A 20,853-nucleotide genomic window follows, 5' to 3' on the forward strand; every position below is an offset into this window, starting at 1 on the left:
CGGTCTCTTAAATGGGGAGAGACGGCGATCGCGATCGCGACGCAGACAGGATGCTTAGAGCGATATGGATACCGCGGTTATTGGGATGGCGTTTCGATTTCCAGGGGCGAACGACAGTACGACGTTCTGGGGAAATTTGATTGACCGTAAATCGAGCGTGACCGAGATTCCAGCGCAGCGCTGGGATTGGCGCGGCGTATGGGGCGATCCAAAGCAGACGGTCAATAAAACCGACAGCAAATGGGGCGGATTCATCGACGCGGTCGACGCGTTCGATCATGAGTTCTTCGGTTTTCTGCCCAAGGTGGTGCAGTCCATGGATCCGCAGCAGCGGATCATGCTGGAGCTCGCCTGGAATTGCATGGAAGACGCCGGTGTGGCGCCTTCGAGTGTGCGCGGACGCAAGATCGCCGTTGTGGTTGGCGTCTTCAATCACGATTACAAGGAACTGCAGGAGCGCGACGAGATTTCGATCGAAGCGCATCATTCCACCGGTACCGCGACCGCGGTGATCGCCAATCGCGTCTCGCATCACTTCGACCTGCGCGGGCCTAGCGTGCCGATCGATACGGCGTGTTCTAGTTCGCTCAACGCGATCCACAGCGCCATCCAGGCCTTGCAATACGACGATTGCGAGATGGCGCTCGCTGGCGGCATCAACCTGATGTTGACGCCGACCCGCCATATCTCGTTCTCGAAGATGGGCATGCTCTCGCCGAGCGGCACCTGCAAGACGTTCGACAACGCTGCCGACGGCTATGTGCGCGGCGAAGGCGCGGCGTTCTTGCTGCTCAAGCCGCTGGAGCGGGCCATCGCCGATGGCGACGCGATCCATGGTGTGATCAAGGGTTCCGCGGTCAATCACTGCGGCAGCACCTATACCTTGACCTACCCGAGTCCGCAGGCGCAGGCCGAGGTCATCATGGCCGCGCACGAACGCGCCAACGTGGCCGTCGACAGCCTGGGATTCGTCGAACTGCACGGCACCGGCACACCGAAGGGCGATCCGATCGAATTCGAAGGCCTGCTGCAGGCCTTCGGTGGCCTGGCGCGCAAGCAGGGCATCGAACTGCCGTCCGCATACTGCGGCTTGAGTTCGGTGAAAACCAATATCGGCCATCTCGAGGCGGCCGCGGGCGTGGCCGGCGTGATCAAGGTGTTGCTGGCGATGCGGCATCGCCGCCTGCCGCCGTTCCAGAATTTCGCCCGGCTCAACCACCGCATCGCTATCGATGACACGCCGTTCTATGTCCTCGATGACAGCCGCCCCTGGCTGCCGCCTGCGCCGGGGCAACCGCTGCGCGCCGGCGTGAGTTCGTTCGGATTCGGCGGCACCAATGCCCACGTGATTCTGGAAGAGGCGCCGGCGGCGCCGGTCGGGCAGGGCGTCGGTCGCGTTCGTGGCGATGAACCGGTGTTGATCGCCTTGTCGGCCAAGACGGCATCGGCCTTGCAGCGCCGCATCGCGACACTGCGCGATTGGGTACGGGACGATGCGGGACGGACGCGGCTGATGGATGTCAGCCGATCGTTGCTATTGGGCCGCGACGCCTTGGCTTGCCGGTTCGCATGCGTGGTGGATAGCCCGGCTGCATTGCTGGATGCATTGAATCAAGCGATGGATGCGAACACGCAAGGCGCCGCCACACCCGAAAATGTGGACGCTGAAGCGCTGCAGGCGCTGCTGTCGAAATGGCCAAAGCTGAAGAAACAGGCGCGCATCGACGCATTGAGCGCCTTGGCGAACGCCTTCCGTGGCGGCGCGAAGCTGTCGTGGCCGCCGCTGTTCGCCGGCATGTCGGCGCAGCCCGTGCGCCTGCCCGGCTACCCCTTCAAGGGCGCGACCTTCTGGACGCCCGCATCGATCACGGCGGATCTGCGCGGCGAGGCCAAGGCCGAAGCCCGCCTGCACCCGCTGCTGCACAACAACGTGTCCGTCCTCGGCCGGCAGCGCTTCCGCTCGACCTTCGACGGTCGCGAATTCTTCCTTGCCGATCACGTCGTCGACGGCCGATCGATCCTGCCTGGCGTCGCGTATCTGGAAATGGCCCGTGCCGCTGCGCGTCTTGCGCTGGCCGATGGTACGGATGCGGGGGCCGTGTCCACTGTCAGCTTGCACGACGTGGTCTGGCAGCGTCCGCTCGAAGTGACGGGCGCTGCGGTGTCGGTCGAGTTGGAGTTGGATGCATCCGGCGACGGTGTGGCGCAGAACGCCGGCCCGGCTCGTCTGCGCTTTCGGGTCATTGACGCGGAAACGCGGGAATCGGCGCAGGTGTACTGCCAGGGCCTGTTGGACGTCGATCGGGATGCCGGCGAAATGCTGGTGGATGTCGGCGCGATCGGCAACGACTGCACGGCCGGCCTCGTCGATTCGGCAGCGTGCTACCGTGGCTTGGCCGGATTGCAATTGCAATACGGACCGGGGCACCAGTCGATCGCCGATGTGCGCCTCGGCGCCGGCCAGTGTCTGGCGCGGATCGTGTCGCCCACTCAGCTTTTGGCCGGCCACGTGGGGTTCGTCGTGCATCCGAGTACGGCTGATGCGGCACTGCAGGCGGCGGTCCTGCTCGCGTCCGCCATCGACGCGACTAACGCACCTCGCGCGCATGCGCCGTGCTTGCCGTTCGCCCTGGATCGTCTGGATGTTCTGGATGCGGGAACGGGTTCCGATTCGAATACAACCGAGCTGTACGCTTGGGCGCGATTCGCGCCGACCTCGTCCGGCAGCGAGCGAATTTCCCGGTTCGATATCGATCTGATCGGGTGCGAGCCCGGCCAATCCGTCGGCCGTGTGTGCCTGGCATTCCGTGGATTGAGCTTGCGTCCACGCATGGCGCAAAGCTCGGTGGCGCAGGGCCCCGCCGCCGTTGCGATGCGTCTTCCGCCCGAATCGATTGCCGGCGATCTCTACGCACCGCTGTGGGTGCAGGCTGCGGCAGCGAGCGCGGTGCAAGCGCCCGCGACGGTGGTGATGATCGGCGAGCGGGACGATCTCGACAGCCTGCATGCGCTGCTTGCAGGATCGCCGCGGTTCGCCGGCACGAGTTTCGAATGCCTGCCGGTCCTGGCCGCGGACGCCGGACTCGCGCCGGCAGAGCAGGGCAAGGTTCTTCGCGCTGGTTCGCTCGCCGATGCCGAGGCCGTGGTCGCAGCCTGGAAAGCGCGCGGCGCGCAACCGGAACACTTTGTCTGGGTCGCGCCGAGGCCGGGCAAGAACCTGTCCGTGCAGGCGCGCATCGACACCAGCGCGCGTGCCGCGTTCGCATTGGTCAAGGCGATGCTGCGCGGTCCTAAGCGTGCGCGCTTTGTTCATCTGGCCCAACAAGACAGCGAAGGCGTGGCGAATCGCGACGGGCTCGGCGTCACCGACGTCGTCGCGCTGGGCGGGTTCTACAAGACGCTGGCGATCGAAAAGCCGAGCTTCAACGGGCGCGTTGTGCAATGCCCGGCCGATCGCACGGGCTGGGCCGACCTGGTCGCCGACGAATTGCTCGCCGCAGACAAAGTCACCGACGTGCGCTATCGCAACGGCCTGCGCGAGACGCGCCGGTTCGCGCCCGTGCATTCGAACGCCCTGCCGGCCGCGGCTCACGCGAGCGGCATGGACTTTCGGGCGGGCGGCGCATATCTCATTACCGGCGGACTCGGTGCGCTCGGCCTGATCGTCGCCCGCCATCTGTGCGAGCGCTATCGGGCCACGGTCTATCTGACCGGTCGCAAGCCACTGTCCGAGGCGCAGCAGCCGGCGCTCGACGCCCTGGCCGGCCTGGGCGGTCGTGCGATGTATTTGGCGTGCGATATCACCGACCGCGACGAAGTCCGGCGCGTGTTTGCGGCGATCCGCGAGGATCTGCGTTTGCGCGATCAAGTGCTGAACGGCGTGCTGCACTCGGCCGGGGTCATCGAGGACGATTTCCTGCTGCGCAAGCCCGCGGAAGCGTTCTCGCGCGTCATTGCGCCCAAGACCCTGGGTGCCTGGTGCCTGGATCAGGAGACGCAGCGCGATCCGCTGGACCTGTTCGTGCTGTTTTCCTCCGTCACCGGTGTGCTGGGCAATGTCGGGCAGAGCGACTACGCGTTCGGCAACGCGTTCGAGGATGAGTTTTCGGCGATGCGCGAGGCGCTGGTCGCAGTCGGCCAACGCAGCGGCAAGTCGGTGTCGATCAACTGGCCGTATTGGCAGGACGGCGGCATGCGGCTTAGCGACAAGGAAGAGGAAGCGCTGCGGCGCAGCTTCGGTATCGTGCCGTTGACGACCCAGCGCGGTATCGAGGTGCTGGAATACGCGATTGCGCAAGCGCAGCCGCAAGTCGTGGTGATGCCGGCGGGCGATATCGATAAGGTGCGCGAAGTGCTGGGTGTGATCGCCGAGGATCACCGGCCCGTGGTTGCCGCCATCGCCATCGCCGCGCCGCGTGCCGACGGGAGCCATGCCGATCACGATCCTTCTGCCTGGCGCGCGCCGGTATCCAGTTTCCTCGCGAACTTGTTCGCCTCGCAGCTCGGCATTTCCGCCGACTTCGAGCCGGACCGCTCGTTCAAGGATTACGGCTTCGATTCGGTGGTGATGATCGACCTCATCGCCGATCTGGAAAAACCCTTCGGCACCTTGCCGAAAACGCTGTTCTTCGAATACCAGACGCTGGCCGAACTCAGCGCGTACTTTATCGAACAGCACCCGGATCGTTGCCGCGCGATCGCGAATCCCACACAAGCCGCCGTCGACATCGCCGCTGCATCTGCCGCATACACGGCCGCGCAAACGCCGCCTGCGCCGACCATCGCGAACGATTCCGGGCGCGCTGCCGCCTACGCTGTCTCCTCGCCGATCCGCCGCGGTGCCGTCGAACCCGCATCCCCGCCGCAGCGCGACGACATCGCGATCATTGGCCTGGCAGGTCGCTATCCGCAGGCGGAAACGCTGGAAGCGTTCTGGGAAAACCTGCGGCTGGGCCGCGATTGCGTCGAGGAAATTCCCGCCGACAGGCCGGATCTGGCGGCGAAGTTCCGCTTCCAGCCGGGCGAAGCGACGCGGGCCAACAGCTACAGCCGTTGGGGCGGATTCCTGCGCGATGTCGACCAGTTCGATCCGCTGTTCTTCAATATTTCGCCAAAAGAAGCGGAGAACATCGATCCAAACGAACGCCTGTTCCTGGAGATCGCCTCGCAGGCGATCGAGGATGCCGGCTATACGCCGGACACGCTGGCGCAGGCGCGTGGGTATCGCGAGAACCCGGTCGGCGTGTATGCCGGTCTGATGTGGGGTGACTACCAGCTGCACGGCGTGGATCGTCCACGTGACAGCTGGGTGGTGCCGCACAGCTTCTATTGGGCTGTCGCCAATCGGGTTTCGTATCAGTTCAATTTTTCCGGCCCGAGTCTGACCATCGACACCGCCTGCTCGTCCTCGCTGACCGCGATTCATCTCGCCTGTCAGGCGATCGGCGTGGGCGAGATCGACGTGGCCATCGCCGGTGCGGTCAATCTGTCGCTGCACCCGAACAAGTACAACCTGCTCTCGGACATGCATTTCCTGTCCAGCGATGGCCGCTGCCGCGCCTTCGGCGAAGGTGGCGACGGGTATGTGCCCGGCGAAGGCGTCGGTGCGGTGGTGTTGAAATCCCTCGCTCAGGCGCGCCGCGACGGCGACCACATCTACGGCATCATCCGCGGCTCGTCGATCAATCACGGCGGCAAGGCCTCTGGGTTCACCGTGCCCAATCCCAAGCGCCAGGCGGCGCTGGTGCAGGAAGCGCTGGATTCGGCGGGCGTGGATGCGCGCCATATCAGTTATGTCGAGGCGCATGGCACCGGCACGAGCCTGGGCGATCCGATCGAGGTCGCGGGCCTGACCAAGGCCTTCGCTCAAAGCGAGCACCAGTACTGCGCGATCGGTTCGGCCAAATCCAATCTGGGCCATCTCGAAGCGGCGGCGGGCATCGCCGGCCTGACCAAGGTGCTGCTGCAGATGCGGCATTGCAGTCTGGTGCCGTCGATTCATTCCGATGCGCCCAATCCCTACATCGACTTCGCGCACAGTCCGTTCCGCGTGCAGCGCAGCTTGCAGCCTTGGCGGCGTCCGGTCGTCGAACATGCCGGGGCGAGCACGGAATTGCCGCGCCTGGCCGGCATCAGCTCGTTCGGCGCCGGCGGCAGCAATGGCCATCTGATCGTGGAGGAATACATCGAGGAGGCTCGCGGCAGCGTGGGCGCCGATGCACCGGTCATCGTCGTGCTGTCCGCGCGTCGCGATACCGCCTTGCGCGAAATGGCCGCCAGGTTGGCCCAACGATTGCAGGACGATCCGACGATCGGTTTGCAGGATGCAGCATATACCTTGCAGATCGGCCGCATCGCGATGGAAATCCGCGTCGCTTTCGTGACGACGTCGCGTCGCGAGCTGCTGGATGCGCTGCGACTGTACGCCGAGCGGGGTCTGCTGGCCGCGCAAGCGTGGTCCGGTCATCGCGATACCGCCAAACGCGACCCTGCGGTGGCCGCACGCGGCGCCGCTGCGACGGCACGGCTGTCGGAATCGCTCGCCGCTCGCGATCTGCCCGCCTTGGCGCAGGCCTGGGTGGACGGCGTAGCGATCGATTGGCGCGTGTTGCATGTCGCCGGCAGCCGGCGCCGTGTGCCGTTGCCGGGGTATGCATTCCAACGCCAGCGTTACTGGGTCGAGACATCGGACGTCGACGCGAGCGGCGGGGGCGGCATCGCTACATTGCATCCGTTGATCGACGTCAACGTGTCCACCTTGGAAGAACAGGCTTTCCTGAAGACATTGCGGCCCGACGCGTTCTATCTGCGCGATCATCGACTGGGCGACAACCGCGTCCTGCCGGGTGTGGTGTATCTCGAACTGGCTTTGCAGGCGGCGCAGCTGGCCGCGCCCGGGCGCGTGGTGACGGCAATCGAAGACGTGCATTGGTACAAGCCGATCGTGGTCAACGATGCGCCGCAAACCGTGCGGATTTCGCTGCTGCCTGAGCGTGGCGCGGTTGCCTTCGGTATCGGCGCCGTCGGCGGCGATGCGCAACAGCCGTATGCCGATGGTGCGATCGTGCTCGGCGATGCTTTCGTCGCTGGCGAGGTTGCGGGCGTGGATCTGGCCGCGATAGCGGCCCGCACGGCCGCGCTCGACGGCAGCGACGTGGAAGCCGCGTTCTCGGCCATGGGCTTTGCCTTCGGCGAAAGTTTCCAGGTCTTCGAAAGCCTGCGTCACAACGCCGATGAAGCGCTGGGCGTGTTGCGCCTGCCGCGTATCGTCGGGGTGGAGGCGGGCGATTTCGTCCTGCATCCGGCGTTGATCGACGGTGCCATCCGCGTCGGTCTCGGCGTCGGCGGGTTCAGCGCGAACGGCGATGGTATCCGCGTGCCGGTACGGTTGCGCCGGATCGAGATCCTCGCGATCCCGGGCGAACGGGTCTTCGTGCATGCGTGCAGGAGCACGATCGTGCACGGCGATATGACGCCTGAGCAATCGCACTTCGACCTGAGCGTGTGCGATGCGCAAGGCCGGGTACTGGTGCGCATCGAACAACTCACTATTCAGTCCGCGCCGCAACTGTCGCTGCTCGCGCGTGCGCGTACGGCGCCGAAACCGGTGGCCGCGAAGGCCCTGCCGGCGGCCATGCAGTCGTCTGTGGTTGCGGCGAACTCGACCATGGCCGAACCGGAAGTCCTGCAGGCGATCGCGACCGCGCGCCTGGTCGAACTGCTCGCCAACGTCACCAAGCTTGCGCCGGCGCAGATCGATCCGCATGCGCCGCTGGAAAACTACGGTATCGATTCGGTCATGATCGCTGCCTTGAACCGCGAGTTGGAGCTGCGCTTCGGCGAAGTGCCCAAGACGCTGTTCTTCGAGTACCAGGAACTGTCCGGCATCGCGGGCTACCTCGCAGAAAATCACGCTGAGCTGTTGCGCGCGATGGCGCCTGCCGCCGAGGCGCACGTACCGACAACGCAAACCTTCGCTGTCGCGCAAGAACCGCTTGTCTCCGTCGATGCACCGCGACTGGCCGCGCAGGAGTTCCTGCGCCGCATCCTCGGCGAAACGGTTGGCCTGAGTCCGTCCGATATCGATCCGAACGTGTCGCTGGAAAACTACGGCATCGATTCGGTGATGATCGTCAAACTGACCGGTCGTCTGGAAGAGGCCTTCGGCGCAATCTCCAAGACGCTGTTCTTTGAATACCAGGACGTCGCCAGTGTGGCCGAGCATCTGGCCGAGGCGTTCCCGGAGGCCGCTCAATCCTTGGCCGGAGCCGGTTCCGCAGCAACGTCGGCGGCATGGATCGCGCCGACCAGCGCGAGCGATGAGGCGCCGGTAGCCGCGGAAGGCGGTGATGCGAGCGTGCATGCACATCTGTTCCGGCAACTGCGGCGGATTCTCGGCGCGGAAGCCGCGAGCTGCCGCGTCGACACGCCGATCGCACATTGGCCTCTGGACGCGGTCAACATCGTCACCGTGCTGCATGCCTTGGCGCAGGATTTCGAAGGTGTGGATGCGTCCGCTCCATACCGCCATGGCACGCTTGCCGATTGGGCCGCCGACCTGTATTGGCGGGACGGACGCGCTCAGCACATCCGCGCGGAAGTGCACACGCAGGCGAGCGCCGCTAGTCCGACGCCCGCGAGAGCGCGTGGGCTCAGCACGTCGGGCGCGTTCCGCCGTCTGCGAGGCGGCGCGGATCGCTTCGAGCCGGAAGACATCGCCATCGTCGGCCTCAGTGGCCGTTATCCCGGCGCGAATGATCTGCACGCGTTCTGGCAGAATCTCTCGGCCGGCCGCGACAGCGTTAGCGAAATTCCGCTGTCGCGATGGGACCACAGCCGTTACTTCCATCCCGATCGCACGCTCAAGGGCGCGGTCTACAGCAAGTGGGGTGGATTCATCGACGGCGTGGATCAGTTCGATGCGCGCTTCTTCAATATTTCCGCGCGCGAAGCCGAACTGATCGATCCGCAGGAGCGCTTGTTCCTGCAAACCGCCTGGGAATGCGTCGAGGACGCCTGCCAGACCCGGCAGTCGCTCAAAGGCCGGTCGGTCGGCGTGTACGTCGGGGTGATGTGGGGCTACTACGGTCAGATCGACGTCACAGACGAGCAGCTCAAGTCGGGACGGCCGAATCCGCCGTTCTCTTCGATCGCCAACCGCGTTTCGTACTTCATGAATTTCAACGGCCCGAGCATGGCCATCGATACGATGTGCTCCTCGTCGTTGACCGCGATCCATCTGGCGTGCCGCGCTATCGACAACGGCGACTGCGACATGGCGCTCGCCGGTGGCGTCAACGTGATCGTGCATCCGAACAAGTATCAGAAGTTGTCCGCCGCGCAGTTCCTGTCCAGCGACGGCCGCTGCCGCGCGTTCGGCGCCAACGGCGACGGCTACGTGCCGGGCGAGGGCGTCGGTGTGGTAATGCTCAAGCGCTTGAGTCAGGCGATCGAGGACGGCGACCACGTCTACGGCGTGATCAAGGCGACCAGCCTCAATCACGGCGGCAAGACCAATGGCTACACCGTGCCGAATCAGGTCGGGCAGACCAATGTGATCGGCAAGGCGCTCAAGCAGGCCGGTTGGAATCCACGCAGCATCGATTACATCGAAGCGCACGGTACAGGCACGTCCTTGGGCGATCCGATCGAGATCGCCGGGCTGACCCGCGCATTCGATACGGCCTCCGCTTCCTTCGGCCGCGGCACCGAATCGAATCCCCAGAAGTGTCGCATCGGTTCAGTCAAATCCAATGTCGGCCATCTGGAATCGGCTGCGGCCATCGCCGGGTTGACCAAGATCCTGCTGCAGTTCCGCCACGACGCCATCGCACCGTCGCTGCATGCTTCGCCTGCGAATCCGAACATCGACTTCGCCCAAGCGCCTTTTCGCGTGGTTCAACAGCAAGAGCCGTGGGTCGCGACCGGCGTGCACAGCCCACGTCGCGCCGGTTTGAGTTCCTTCGGTGCAGGCGGGGCCAACGCGCATTGTCTGATCGAGGACCATCCCAGGACCTTGCCGGCGGTCGCCGACGGTCGACCGGTGCTGTTCGTGTTGTCGGCCGACGGCGAAGAGCGCTTGATGCGCTATGTCGATCGCATGATCGCGTTCCTGGAACGCGGCGGCGATCCGGATGTCGGTCTGGACCTTCGTTCGCTCGCCTATTCCTCGCAGATCGGCCGCGAGGCGATGGACGAGCGCCTCGCGATCGTTGCGACCAGCGTCGCCGAACTGTTGAACGCGTTGTGCGCCTGTCGCGCCGGTTCCATTGCCGAGGGCGTGCTGCGCGGTTCGCCGCGCCGGCAAGGCGAGAAGCTCGATGCGATCGTCGAGGAGGGCGAGCGCGACGCGATTATCCGCACCTTGATCGCCGGCGGCCGCTTGCCCCAGTTGGCGCGCGCCTGGGTCTCGATGCTCGACGTAGATTGGGCGCGTTATGTCGACATCTTGTATCCGATCAATGCCAGTGGCGCCCGACCGCGTCGTGTGCCGTTCCCGACCATGCCCTTCATCACCCAGCGCTATTGGGTCGACGAGAAGCGCCGCGATGCGGTTGCCGACGCCCCGCATCCGCTGATCGACCGCAACCTGTCCACTCTCGCCGCGCAGATCTATCGCAAGCGTTTCGATGGCCAGGAGTTCTACCTGCGAGACCATATTGTCCATACCGACCGCGACCGTAGGATTCTGCCGGGCGTGGCCTATCTGGAAATGGCGCGTGCGGCCGGCGATCTTGCGGCGGGGGAAGGTTGGCGCGTGTCGCGTATCCGCAATTTCGCCTGGCGCCAGCCGTTCGAAATCGCCGGCGCGCCCGATGCGCTGACGATCCGCATGCACAACGACGAGGCCGGATTGCAGTTCGATATCCTGCGCGAATCGGATGCGGCGATCTGCGTGGACGGCGAACTGCTGTTCCAGGGGGCCGGGGACGAGGTCGCCGACGAGTGGCTGGACATCCAGGCCATGGTCGCGCGCGGCACCCGCATCGAACGCGGTCCGGAGGAGATCTACTCGGCCTTCCGCCGCATGGGCTTCCATTTCGGCCCATCCTTCCAGGTCACCCAGGCTCGCTATCGCCTGGCCGAAGGCGCGTTGTGCGAACTGCGCCTGCCGGCGCATCTGCGCTCGGGCGTGAGCCAATTCGCTCTGCACCCATCCTTGCTCGATGCTGCATTGCGCGCCGGGCTGGCGGTCGAGATGGCCGGTAGCGGTGATCCGGTGGTGCCGATCGTGCCATTCGCACTGGATGAGTTGGAGATTCGTCACCCGCTCACCGAAACCTGCTATGCGCATGTCGTGCGCAGCCGCGATGCGCTGGCGGCCGCGCTGCCGGCCGGATTGGCGTCGACCACCGACGCGACCGCCTACAAGTACGACATCTTGGTGACCGACGCGGATGGTCGCGTGCTGGCGAAGTTGCACGGGTTCAGCGGCCGCGCGCTGGTTCGTCAGGAGGTGCCGAGCCGCGCGGTGCAGTTCTTCGACGATCACTGGGTGCCTGCGCCGCTAGCGCAGGTCACGGCCGCGAGCCGTGCCGCGCGCACGGTGCTGGTGATCGCGGACGACCGCGAGTTTGCGCATGGTTTGGTTCGCGCCTTACCCAAGGGCGATCGCGGCGTCGCGATCGCGTTCGCGGCGGATGGAGAAGAGGCGTCTGCGCCGGATCGCTTCGATCCGTTCAATGCTGCGAGTGCGTCGGCCCTGTTCGATTCTCTGCGCGAGCGCGATCTGCTGCCGGACCATATCGTGATTAGGAGCGGTGCGCCCGCTGCCGCGTGGTCGGCCCAGGGCGCCGGGCCGAGCGCTTTGCATCGCGGACTGCAGTCGGTGCGCCAATTGTTCATCGCCTCGGAGCGCGCCAATCCCGGCGCCGCGGTGCGGCTGCTGTATGCGTATCGCGATGACGGCGACGTCCAGCCGCAACACGAGGCGATCATTGGATACGCGCGTTCGCTGTTGATGGCCAATCATCGTTTCGAACTGTCCACGCTGAGCGACGATCGAGATCGGATCGAGGTGTGCGCACGGGCGATCATCGACGAGCTGGACGTCGATACTGGTTTCGGCGCCAACGAAATCGCCTGGCGCGGCGGCCATCGGCACCGCCGGGCGTTGCGCGTCCTGCCGATGGCCGCGCACGATGCGAATGCCGCATTGCCGTTGCGCGATCACGGCACGTATCTGATAACCGGCGGCGCGGGCAAGCTCGGGCTGGCGGTGGCGCATTGGTTGGCGACGAAGTGCCGGGCGCGGCTGCTGCTCTGCGGTCGCTCGCTCGAGTTGCCGGCGAGCGCGTGCGAGGCGGTCGACGCGATCCGCGCGCTCGGCGCGCAAGTCGAGTACCGCGGCGTCGATACCGCCGATGCGGCCGCGGTTGCGGCGTTGGTGACGGTGGCCGAGCGCGAGTTGGGCGGCTTGAACGGCGTCGTTCACTGCGCCGGTGCGGCCAGCGATCGCTCCATTCTCGAACTCGACGATGCCGGTTTCAACGCGCTGCTCGCGCCCAAGGTCGACGGTTTGATCGTGCTCGACCGTGCGACCGCGGCATTGCCGCTGGATTTCTTCGTCGCATTCTCGTCGGTCTCGGCGCTGATCGGCGATCTGGGATCGGGCGCGTATGCAGCCGGCAATCGCTTCATGGATGGCTATGCGCTGTGGCGCGAGGCGCAGCGCGCCCGCGGCCTGCGTCATGGTCGCAGCCTGTCGATCGGTTGGCCGTTGTGGGCGACCGGCGGCATGGAAATCACCGGCGGCGATTCGGTGGTGTTCGGGTTCTCCGGCATGCAGGCGCTGAGCGAGGCCGAAGGGCTGGAGATCCTCGACACGCTGTTGCGTTCGGCGCAGGGACGCGTGCTGGTGACGGTCGGCGATCCGCAGCGCATCGCGAAGACCCTGAGGTTGACGGACGACGCTGTGCCGCAAGCGGACAAGCCGGTCGCCGTCGAGCGCGCCGTTGCGATGCGCATGATCGATGCCAAGCCAGCGGTGCGCGACATTGCGCCGGCCGCACCGCCGTTGGCCGCGCGTCCCAGCCAGCAAATGTCGCCAGCCGCGCGCCGCGTAGCCGACGTTAGCGTCATCGACGACGCGCTGCTTATCGAGGTCGAACAATTCATCAAGCAATGCATGGCCGCAGTCACCAAGACCCAGGCCTCGGCGATCGGTTCGCGTGCCAGCTTCGAGCAGTGCGGGATGGATTCGGTGTTGATGCTCGAATTGCACACCGCACTGCGTGCGGACTTCGCCGAATTGCCGAAGACCGCGCTGTTCGAATACGACAGTGCCGCGCAGCTCGCGCGCTATCTGCTTGCGCGTTATCCGGAGGCGGTGCGCCAGCGTTTCGCCATTGCCGACGCGCTGGCTACCGGCATCCCGGTTCGCGAGGCGCGCGCAACGCCGGCCGTGCCGTCGCCCGCTCGCGAGAAGACCGCCGCGCCGATGCACTCCAAGCGGCTGCCGGCCGGGCGCGCGCCGTCCGCCGCAGCTGAAGCCATCGCGATCGTTGGCATGGCCGGCGAATTCCCGTCCTCGCCCGACCTGGATCAGTTCTGGCGGAATCTGCGCGAAGGCCGCGATTGCCTGACCCGTATTCCGCTGGCACGCGGATTCGCATCTTCGCTCAACGAGCATCGCTCGCGCTCCGGCCAATCGATCGCCGACGTCGGAGGTTTCCTGTCCGGTGTCGAGCTGTTCGATCCGAAGCTGTTCCGCATGTCGCAGGCCGAGGCCGACAAGGCCGATCCGCAACTGCGCGTATTGCTGCGCGCCGCGTGGCGTGCGGTCGAGGATGCCGCGTATACGCCGCAGGCCTTGGCCACCTCCAAGGTCGGCGTGTTCGTTGGCGCGATGAACGACGACTTCAGCCGTGTCGCCGCCGACATGCAGCGGAATAGCCGCGAGTACATCGGCCCGGGTTCGGTCGCCAGCGAGCTGTCGAACCGCTTGTCGTTCGTGATGAACTTCCATGGGCCCAGCCTGACCGTTTCGACCGCATGCTCCGGGGGGCTGACCGCACTGCATCTGGCGCGGCAGTCGATTCTTTCGGACGATTGCGAAATAGCCCTGGTCGGCGGCATCAATCTGTCGCTGCATCAGAGCAAGTACCAGTTGTTGCACGATATGAAGGTATTGTCGCCTGACGGCAAGGAACGCACCTTCGATGAAGGCGCCAATGGTCTTGTGCCGAGCGAGGGTGCCGGCGTGGTGGTGCTCAAGCGGCTCAGCCGTGCGCTTGCCGACGGCGATCATATCCACGGCGTCATCCGCGCTTCGCGCATCGGCCACTTCGGCACCGGACCGGGGCAGTTCATGCCGAATCTGCAGGTGATGGAAGACACCGTCGCCGATTGCATTCGCGATGCCGGTCTGGTCGCCGACGACATAGGCTGCATCGAAGCACACGGCACCGGTACCGAATTGGGTGACCCGATCGAATTGAAGGCGCTCGACAATGCGCTGCGGCGTACTTCCAGCGCGATCGGCCGGTGCGCGATCGGCAGCAAGGCCGGCATCGGGCATATGGAGGCCGCGTCCGGCATCGGTTCGCTGATCAAGGTGTTGTTGAGCATGCGCCACGGCGAATTCGCGCCCTGCGCGAAGCTGCGCCGGATCAACAGCAATTTCGATCATGCCGGTTCAGCCTTCCGTTTTCCCGATGTGGCGGCGGTATGGCCGCGCAATGCCAAGGGCACGCGTATCGCCGGCGTCAACTCGTTCGGCATGGGTGGTTCCAATGCATTCGTGATCGTGGAATCGCATGAGTCCGCGCCGGCCGAAGCCGCGAGCGTCGCGGTGCCGGTCTTGTTCGTGTTGTCGGCGCGTAGCCAAGAGGGATTGAAGAGCTACACGGCCTCGCTTGCTGCCTTCATGCGCGAGCAGATCGCGCAGGGACTGACCCAGTCTGCATTCGCCGACCTCGCCTACACCTCGCAAGTCGGGCGCATCGCCTATCGTCATCGTCTGGCGGTGGTTGCCGCCGATGCGCAGGTGCTGATTGCAGCGCTCGAGCACCCACACGAGGCCGGCGGCCGTAGCGGCATGTTCTCGGGCGATATTGAAGCCCATGGTTCGCTGGACATGCTGCGTTTGCTAGACGGCGATGCCGGAGACGGATTCGTCGACACGCTGCTGCGTGCGCGAGACCTCGACAAGCTCGCCGAGCTGTGGGTGCGCGGTGCGGCGATCGATTGGTCCGAGATCCACCATGGCCAACCGCGCCGTCGCGCCTCGTTCCCGGGCACGCCGTTCGAACAGGTACGTTGCGATTTGCGCAATGTGGTCGTCCCGGACGGTGTGGCCTCTGCTCAGTCGAGGCCGGGTGACATCCTGGCCGACAACCGCCTGCAAATCGGCGAAGCCGAAGCCCCCACAGGAGCGGTGGAAGCATCCGCGGAATGGCGCCGTCTGTCGGATGTCGCCTCCACCGACGTCGAAGATGCATCAGGCTGGACCGCGGCCGATGAGCCTTACGAGGAGTGGGTGCGCCGCTACTGGGTCGACCACCTTGGCGACGCGTCCGATACCGTGGTCGCCTTGGGCGAGCGCATGTCGCTGGAGTCCGCGGCACCGGGGGGCGATGGGCCGGGGACGGTGCATGCCGTGTCCGAGGTGGTCGATCCGGCATTGACGCAGTTGCTGCAGGTCTTTGGTTCGCGCCACAGCATCGCGCTGGAAACCTTGATCGCCGCGGCCTGGGCCGTGTTACTCAATCGCTACAGCAATGCCCGCTATTCCCAGTTTGGTCTCCTCGGCGCCGATCATGCCGGTGAGGCGGTCCTGCTGCCGGTGCGGGTGCGCACCGTCGGTCGGCAGAAGGTGCTCGAATGGCTGGGTGAGTTGCAGACGACCTTGCTGCGTAAGCATCGCCACGCCTCCACGACGGTCGAACGGATTGGCGAATGGGTCGGGCGCGAGCAGTTGTTCGATTGCGTGGTGAGCTTCGGCTCGCCGATCGAGCCAGGGGAGGATGGCGAACGCCACCTGGCCTCGGAAGCGTATCCCTGCGGCCTGCGCCCGCGCATGGAACTGGCTGCGGCGATCGACGTCGATTCGCTGGAGCTGAGCTTGATCTATCGCGCGGTCGAACCCGACCACGCCAGCGCGGCGATGCTGCTCGAACAGATCACCGTGCTGCTCGAAGGCATTGTCTCCAATCCCGATCGCATCCCGTCCGCGCTCGGCATGCGCACCAAATCCGAGAGCCGGGAACGCTTCTGGAAGACCATGGAAGCCAAAGCCATCACCACGGAAGGTTCCTGAATGACTGTATTCGTCACTGGCGGCAATGGCTTCGTCGGTCTCAACATCGTCTCCGCGCTGGTATCTGCCGGGCATCGCGTCACCGCCATGGTGCGGTCGGATTCGAACACGAAGTACCTGGAACCGTTCGGCGTGGACATCGTCCGTGGCGGTCTTGACGATGTGGATGCACTGTCGCAGGCCATGCGCGGCGCCGAGGCGGTGATTCATGCCGCCGGCAACACCAGTTGCAAGTGGAGCGACCTGCCGATGTTGCAGGCAGCCAACGTGCACAGCACGCGCAACGTCGTCGATGCGGCCTTGCGCAATGGCGTACGCCGGCTGGTCTACACCAGCACCACGTCGACGGTCGGCGCTTTCGACGACGCGTCGCGCGTCGCCGATGAAAGCGTGCCGCTCACCGGCTACCGTAGGCGCAGCCCGTACGCGGCGACCAAGCAGCAGGCTGAGCGCGTCGTGTTCGAGGCCAATGCGCGTGGTCTGGAGACGATCGTGCTCAATCCGGCGGAGGTGGTCGGGGCCTACGATCACAACCTGCAGTGGGGTCGGTTGCTGATCGCCGCACACTACGACCAACTTCCGTTCAGTCCGCCAGGCGGTGCGACCTATTGCTCCGCAGCCGAGGTGGGGCGCGCGCATGTCAGTGCGTTGTCCCTTGGAAGGCCCGGAGAGCGTTATCTGCTGGGCGGAGAGAATATTCGCATCGCTCGTTTCCTGAACGTGATCGGCGAAGTCTTGGAAAAGCCGTTGCGTATTCCGAAAGCGAATTACCGCTGGTTGCGCCTGAAGACCACTCTGCAGGAGCGCCGGTTCCCGTTCGTACCCGGCCAGCCCGCGGTCGAGGCGTACCGGATGCGCGTGATGGGATGTACGTATTACTTCGATTCGAGCAAGGCCGAGCGTGAGCTCGGCTATCGCTCCGCGCCGATCGAAGCGATGGTTCGCGACAGCGCGGAGTGGTACAGGCGCAACGGATTTTTCGGCTGAAGGCTCTGCGTGGACGATGCTCAGGACGCGGTAGGGACACTTAACAGGAAGGATAGGGAAAGAACATGGACTCAAGAGCTTTGATCGAACTCGAACGCAAGCCTTTCAAAGAGCGGCTCGCGCACCAGTACGAAACCTATGTGAAAGAGTTGGAGGCGGGGTACATGGTCGGCCGCCAGGGCTTCGGTCCGGTCGATCGCCGCATGAAGTACAAGGAACTCAACAGCGAGGTCTTCAATGAGGTCCTGGTATTCGGTTCCAACAGCTATCTGGGTCTGTCGAACGATCCCTATGTAAAGCGCAAGGTGATCGAGGCGGTCGAACTGTACGGCATCGGCAGCGGCGGATCGCCGGCGTTCTCCGGCTACACCAAACAGCATCGCGATCTGGAACTGCGTCTGGCCAAGTTGGCCGACCACGAAGATGCGGTGCTGTTGCCGGGCGGCTACATGGCCAATCTGTGCTGGGTCAGCGGCCTGATGAACCGCAACGACGTCATCGTCTACGACAAGAACAGCCACGCCAGCGTGATCAACGCGATCAAGATGGCCGGCGTACCGTTTTACACCTTCGACCCCGACGAACTCGATGGCTTCGAGAGGATTCTCGAGCGGATCAAGTCCAAGGCCAAGCCGGGCGCGCAGATCTTCTCCACGGTCGAGGGCGTGCGCTCGGTCGACGGTCTGATCATCGACCTGAAGAAGTATGTCGAGATCTGCAAACGCCACGATGTGATCACCATCCTCGACGATGCCCACGGCCTGGGCACGGTCGGCCGCAACGGGCGCGGCACGTTGGAGCATCTGGATCTGCTGGGCCAGGTCGACCTGCGCATGTCCACCTGCAGCAAGGCGATCGGTGCGCAGGGCGCGTTCGTGTCGGGCAGCAACGAGCATATCTTCCTGCTGCGCAATTTCTCGTATCCGTACCTGTTTACCTCGGGCCTGGCGCAGCCGACGATCGCCGCGATCTCGGCCGCGCTCGACGTGATGGAGCGCGAACCGCAGCGCATCGAGAACTTGCATGCCAATGTCCGCTACATCCAGGATCGCCTGGAGGCGGCGGGCATGCGCATCGCTCGCGGCGAATCCGGGATCGTGCCGGTGTTCTTCGGCGAGGACGGCGCGGTCAGGCGGCTGAACAAGGAGCTGTACCGTCGCGGCCTGTTCGCCAACATCATGGAATACCCGATGGTTCCACCGGGTGCTGAGCGCCTGCGTCTGTCGGTGATGGCCACGCATACGCGCGAAGAGATCGACGCCGCGGTCGATCTGATCGCATCGACCGCGCGCGAGATGGGGCTGCTCTAACGCCGGTTTTTCGCCATTCGCGCGCCGCGATGCGCGCCAACGAGATCCGGGCGAGCGCCGCTTCGTGCCGGACGCAACGTCAGCTGAGGAGAGAGACATGAACGTGTACGCAGAAGTGTTGTCCGCCATCAACGAGATCAAGCGGACCGGATTCACCGTCGATACCGTCGAACCGGACTTCTATCTCGGTGGCGATCTGGGCGTGGATTCGCGGGAAATGCTGGAAATCTGGTACGAACTGGAGCAGCGCCTGAGCGTGCGCATCGCCGATTCGGACAAGCGCGACCGCTACACGCTGCAGGACGTCGTCGACGTGCTGAGCGCGCAGCTGAACAACCGCGCGCTGGTCGCCTGAGACGGACGAGGACGGCGCGATGACGACGGTATGGGTGTTTCCTGGACAGGGATCGCAGCACAAGGGCATGGGCGGCGAGCTGTTCGGGCGCTATCCGGAGCTGGTCGCGCAGGCCGACGCGGTCCTGGGCTACTCCTTGCGCGAGCTGTGCCTGGAGGATCCGAACGGCTTGCTCAACCAGACCGAGTACACCCAGCCGGCGCTGTTCGCAGTGTCGGCGCTGGCGTTTCTGCAGGCCCGCGACGAGGGTGCGGCAGTTCCACAGGTCTTTGCCGGCCATAGTCTCGGCGAATTCGCCGCGCTGTTCGCCGCGGGCGCGTTCGATTTCGCGACCGGCATCGAGTTGGTCGCCAAGCGCGGGGCATTGATGGCGCAAGCGCCGCGCGGCGCGATGGCGGCAATCATCGGACCGGAGCTGGCCCACGTGCGGACGATTCTGGACCAATCGGGGTTGAGCGGCGTCGATATCGCGAACATCAATTCCGACACTCAGCACGTCATCTCGGGTCTGCACGAGGACATCGGTCGCTGCGAGGCCGTGTTTGCCGGGGCGGGCGCGCGTTTCGTGCGCCTGAAAGTCAGCGCAGCCTTCCATTCGCGCTATATGCGCGAAGTCGAGAATGCCTACGCCGAGTTCGTCGGACAGCTGTTCGAACAAGGCCGTCTGCATCCGCTGCGCGCCGATGTCGTCTCCAATCGCACGGCGCGCCCGCATGCGCGCGAGGCCTGGCTGCCGAAGTTGATCGAGCAGATCAGCCATCCGGTGAACTGGTACGAATCGATATCGTGGCTGCTGGCGCAGGGCGAGGTCGCGTTGCGGGAAATCGGGCCGGGCGATGTGCTGAGCGGCTTGTTCGTGAAGATCCGCAAGGCGCCGATGATCTTGAGCGCTGCCACGGAGCCAGCCCGCTTCGCGGCGAAACCGCGCATCGTCTTCATGTACTCGGGCCAAGGCTCGCAGTACTACGGGATGGGGCGAGAGCTGTATGCGAAGAACGCCGCGTTCCGAGAGGCGATGGACGCGTGCAACGCCATCTATCGGGATATGACGTCGCGCGATCTGGTCGCCGAGCTCTACGACGAAGCGAGCAAGCGCCGCGAGATGACCGATATCGGTTTGTCGCATCCGGCCATCTTCAGCATCGGCTACGGCCTCACCCAGGCGATGGCGCATGCCGGCATTCGTCCGGATGCCGTGCTCGGCTACAGCCTGGGCGAGTACGCGGCCTCGGTCGCGGCCGGAACGCTGTTGCACGAAGACGCGATGCGCATCGTGATCCGCCAGGCCGGGGTGTTCAGGAGCGAGGCCGCCGGCGGCGGCATGCTCACCGTGATGGCGCCGGTCGGACATTTCCACAGCCATCCCGAGCTCTACGGCGGTACCGCGATCGGCAGCGTCAATTTCGACGGCAACTTCGTTGTCAGTGGCAGTCGTGCGGCCATCGACGACACCCGGCGCAAGCTGGATGCTCGGGCCGTCGTCTCGATGCGTCTCCCGGTCGAGTATCCGTTTCATTCGCCCTTGCTCGCACCGATCGAACCGACCTTCCTGCGCATGTTCGATGGGGTGCCGATCTCGGTGCCATCCATCGCGCAATACTCCTCCGCGACCGGTGGTCGCCTGGAGCGGGTCGAGCCGTCGCACTATTGGAAGGTGACCAGCGAGATGGTGGATTTCCGCGCCGCGATCGCCGCGATCGCCGCGGAAGGGCCGTGTCGCTTCGTCGATCTCGGCCCCACCGGCACGCTGTCGGGTTTCATCAAATACGGTTATGGCGATCGCCTGGAACAGATCACCACGATCAATCAGTTCGGACGCAACGCGGAAACCGTCGCCGGCGCGATCGACAGGCTCGCGGCCTGAAGCGTATCGGACCTTTCGGTCCGCATCATGAGGACAGGACCGGCTGGAAAGCCGGTTCGATGCAGCAAGGACAGGGAAT

General features: G+C 65.0%; 5 protein-coding genes. All 5 read left to right on the forward strand.

Going from position 1 to position 20,853, the window contains the following annotated elements; all coding sequences use genetic code 11:
* The first annotated feature begins 85 nt into the window (after nt 1–85).
* The 5 genes from HDC36_RS02640 (at nt 86) to fabD (ending at nt 20,774) form a co-directional block, all read left to right on the forward strand.
* On the forward strand, nt 86–16,258 hold the full coding sequence (locus HDC36_RS02640) for an SDR family NAD(P)-dependent oxidoreductase (RefSeq protein WP_179564177.1): 16,173 nt from the start codon (nt 86–88) through the stop codon (nt 16,256–16,258).
* Nucleotides 16,259–17,245: an NAD-dependent epimerase/dehydratase family protein gene (locus tag HDC36_RS02645; protein WP_179564179.1), complete on the forward strand. Its 987-nt coding sequence runs from the start codon at nt 16,259–16,261 to the stop codon at nt 17,243–17,245.
* Nucleotides 17,246–17,310: 65 nt separating this feature from the next.
* Nucleotides 17,311–18,555 carry an aminotransferase class I/II-fold pyridoxal phosphate-dependent enzyme gene (locus HDC36_RS02650; protein WP_179564181.1) on the forward strand — a complete coding sequence of 415 codons (1,245 nt, stop codon included), beginning with the start codon at nt 17,311–17,313 and terminating at the stop codon, nt 18,553–18,555.
* Nucleotides 18,556–18,652: 97 nt separating this feature from the next.
* Nucleotides 18,653–18,910, forward strand: a complete 258-nt coding sequence (locus tag HDC36_RS02655) for an acyl carrier protein (protein ID WP_179564183.1) — start codon at nt 18,653–18,655, stop codon at nt 18,908–18,910.
* 19 nt (nt 18,911–18,929) lie between these two features.
* A complete protein-coding gene (fabD, locus tag HDC36_RS23280; protein ID WP_218847977.1) occupies nt 18,930–20,774 on the forward strand; it encodes an ACP S-malonyltransferase in 1,845 nt (614 codons plus the stop codon).
* Nucleotides 20,775–20,853 lie beyond the last annotated feature (79 nt).

The sequence above is a fragment of the Xanthomonas sp. JAI131 genome (assembly GCF_013410075.1).
Lineage (GTDB): Bacteria > Pseudomonadota > Gammaproteobacteria > Xanthomonadales > Xanthomonadaceae > Xanthomonas_A > Xanthomonas_A bonasiae.

Bases quoted from the DNA above. Each gene is read 5' to 3' on its own strand.
- HDC36_RS02640 (WP_179564177.1), top strand. From the start codon at position 86: ATGGCGTTTCGATTTCCAGGGGCGAACGACAGTACGACGTTCTGGGGA.
- HDC36_RS02645 (WP_179564179.1), top strand. From the start codon at position 16,259: ATGACTGTATTCGTCACTGGCGGCAATGGCTTCGTCGGTCTCAACATC.
- HDC36_RS02650 (WP_179564181.1), top strand. From the start codon at position 17,311: ATGGACTCAAGAGCTTTGATCGAACTCGAACGCAAGCCTTTCAAAGAG.
- HDC36_RS02655 (WP_179564183.1), top strand. From the start codon at position 18,653: ATGAACGTGTACGCAGAAGTGTTGTCCGCCATCAACGAGATCAAGCGG.
- fabD (WP_218847977.1), top strand. From the start codon at position 18,930: ATGACGACGGTATGGGTGTTTCCTGGACAGGGATCGCAGCACAAGGGC.